Annotated in this window: 2 protein-coding genes; both read left to right on the top strand. The window is 33.8% G+C overall.

Annotation, left to right across the window (positions count from 1 at the left end):
• Window positions 1-254: 254 nt before the first annotated feature.
• Window positions 255-1,007: a hypothetical protein gene (locus V7147_RS24825; RefSeq protein WP_335370467.1), complete on the top strand. Its 753-nt coding sequence runs from the start codon at window positions 255-257 to the stop codon at window positions 1,005-1,007.
• A 236-nt stretch (window positions 1,008-1,243) separates the two neighbouring features.
• A partial coding sequence (gene dpdA, locus V7147_RS24830) for a tRNA-guanine transglycosylase DpdA (RefSeq protein ID WP_335370468.1) occupies window positions 1,244-3,321 on the top strand: 2,078 nt, incomplete at its 3' end.

A 3,321-nucleotide genomic window follows, 5' to 3' on the forward strand; every position in this document is an offset into this window, starting at 1 on the left:
GTTCGTGAATTAAGTACTACTGGTAATGGATATATCTGGGGAAGGGAAATCAAAAAGAAAACAAATCAATATTTTGTAGATTCACGTGATTGGATAAATTTTAAAGACTTTAATGAAACGGAGATAAGGACATTAATGAAGGAAGTACTNNCCAATATATTGATAGAAAAAAGAGTCTATATTCTTGTGTAAAATCCCATTATATTTGCTAAGCAGATTTTATTTTTTCTGTTGAAAGGGTGTGTTTTATCCATATGAATGAATTGTCGAAGGCGTTACAATTGCGAGGTTTTTTCATCGTGGAAGAGAGCGGCTATCTAAGGCTAGGAAAAGGTTCCCATCCTGATGATGAAAAGGATCTCAAACAAATGTTAGCGAATTTAAATATACCAGTTACAGTTAATAATCAAAAGATTAATGGATTGTTAGATAGTCTGGATGCAAAGAAATTTCAAGAAATTGTGTGGTATCCCGCAAAAAATCATGAAGCGGGTGGTAACGGGGGCTATCGAAGTTGGAAGTATTTTATAAAAAGAATGTATGGTCCTAAGGTTAGAACAAATACTTTAGAAACAGGTGTTGCACTATTTATAAAATCATTAAGTGGAGCGGGAATAACACCAATATCTAGTTGTGATGGACATGGAAAACGATCCCCTTACATATCATTTTTCGGGGTTTATAATGCTTGTTGGTTTATGGTGATATATAGGAATTTATTGAACAAATTAGAGTTGAATTACGAATGGGAAATTGAAAAATGGAATTTCTCGGACCCTTGCCTAATTGCACAAGGCAATACGGGAAATTGGAATCTCGAATTAGTACTCGAAGACACATCTAAAATGGCAGGATTTCTAAAAGATAATGGCCAAAAACTTTCAAAATTAAAAAGGGAACTGTTTGGCGCAAATCGAAATAGTATTCGAAAACAATTAAAAGAAATGAGTCATAATGAAATAATCGAATGGATGGAACAGAAGTGTAAAATTATAGGGTTTTTATAGGAGGGGTAAAGGTGGGTGTACCATTATCAAATTATACGGTTCTAAAATATATTGCCGATAGCGCGGGAACCTTCCTTACCATTATATCTCTGCACTTTTTTGTGTTAATCATCCAAGTAGAAAAAAATTGTCTAGATACAGATGAGAGGAACTGTTGGAAACTTTGTCGAATATAGGATATAATTTATATCTATTAATCATTTAAGAACGTAGGTTCTTTTTTGGGAGGGGAAACAATGCTTCGAACATTGGTTATAACCTCATGTACTGGGGAAAAAGTATTTAAGCCAGAAAATCAGCTTTTACAGAGTGATTTTAGCGATAAGGTTCATATAGATGAAAAAGAAGCGATGCTTCATGAGTATAAGACAACAGCTGGAAAAATGTATACGGGTATGCAGCATGTTAGACTTATGGAGGGTGTTGAATCATTAAGGTCACACTACGAAAGAGATATCGTAGATGTGAGCATTTTATCTGCGGGCTATGGTTTGATTGATGAAGAGAGGGTAATTGTACCCTATGAAGTTACCTTCAATATTATGAATGCGAAACAAGTTATTGATTGGTCAAATTTTCTAGAAATTAATCGTAGTATTTCAGAAAAGATAAAAAAATATGATCTAGTTTTCTTTTTATTAGGGGATAAATATTTAAAATCGGTTCAATTGCCTTTACTAGAGACGACTCCTGGACAAAAGTTAATCTTTTTAGCAAGTAAAACTAGTAAGGCGGCAATCCCGAATTTTGAACCCTATCATTTTGTTGAGGTAGGTCAAGAAGATGCAAAAGAGTTTAGTTATGGACTGATTGCTTTAAAAGGGTATTTATTTAAACTTCTCGCTGATGAATTAAATAAGGATATAAGTTTACTTGATGAAATTCACAAGAATCCTCAACTAATTTTAGAAGTGTTAGAAAAATATCGTATAAAGAAAAATAATTCTGAGCAATTAGAGTTATTTTCTATTGATAATAAAAAAATAATGACAGAAACTGAAAAAGCACCTGTGGTTATAAACGATGAAAAGAAAGTGGTCCCAATTAACAAGAAAAAATTTGGTACAGTATTAAAGACGGACATAGTAGCTAAAAACTACCGGAATTTTGGGATAAAGTATTATATGCCAGAGAATGATGATCGTGTAGATCCTAATTTTGATTTTATTGCTGAAACTCACACAGCGAATCGTGATCCACATATGGATGATGTTTACTCACATGAAATTTATCCTACCCCAAATTATGACGGATTGTTGGTTTCTAAAACGGTTGTAGATGCTTCGAAGAGTAAGAGAGAAAAAGTTATGTCATCTGGTGGGATTCACAATTTCACAAGAATTCCTGAAGGATTTCCTATTTTAGGGGATTGTGGTGCATATAGTTTTAAAGATCAATATGAACCTCCATACGAAACAGATGAAATATTAGATTATTACGAGACACTTGGATTTGACATTGGTGTATCAATTGATCATTTAATTCTTCAAGAGCATGCCGCAGATCCGGTCGAGAGAGAAAGACGGCTTGCGATTACTGAAGTAAATGCTGAAAAATTTATTAAGGGGCATTATGAAGGTAATTACACATTTAAACCTTCAGGAATTGCACAGGGCTGGGATGTTCAAACATATGTTAAATCTGTAAATAACTTAATTGATATGGGGTATCAGCATATTTCGTTGGGAGGACTAGCATATTCCTCAACGGATGAAATTTATGAGATCTTAAAAAACATAGCCCCTTATCTACCTGAATATATGGAAGTCCACTTATTTGGCGCAGCGCGTTTAGAACCGATTAATATCTTCCATCAATTAGGGGTAACGTCCTTTGACTCAACAAGCTATTTACGACAAGCTTGGATGAGTGCAAAAAATAATTACTTTGCAATTGATGGTAATAAATATGGTGCAATTCGTGTTCCGCAAGCTACAGAAAGTAGCCCTAAAATTAAAAAACTTCTCACACAAGGAATTGGAACATTAAAAGAATATCAAGAACTTGAAGCAAAATCTATGAAAGCATTACGGTTGTTTGATAAGGGACTTTTAAGCCTAGAAGAGACATTGAATACAGTTATGGCATATGATGAAAAGTTTAATGATGAGAAAAAAACAGCCAAGCAAAGAGAGCTATATCAGAGAACGCTCGAAGACACACCTTGGAAAACATGTGACTGCAAGATATGTCGAGAAGTAGGTATTGAGGTAATTATTTTTAGAGGAAATAATCGTAACAGACGTAGAGGTTTCCATAATACCTATGTTTTTTATAAACAATTGAGTGAAATCAAGAAATCAGGGTTGAAGAT

Origin of the sequence: Bacillus sp. JJ1521 (genome assembly GCF_036965165.1) — a bacterium.
GTDB lineage: Bacteria > Bacillota > Bacilli > Bacillales > Bacillaceae_L > Ferdinandcohnia.

Bases quoted from the DNA above. Each gene is read 5' to 3' on its own strand.
- V7147_RS24825 (WP_335370467.1), top strand. From the start codon at position 255: ATGAATGAATTGTCGAAGGCGTTACAATTGCGAGGTTTTTTCATCGTG.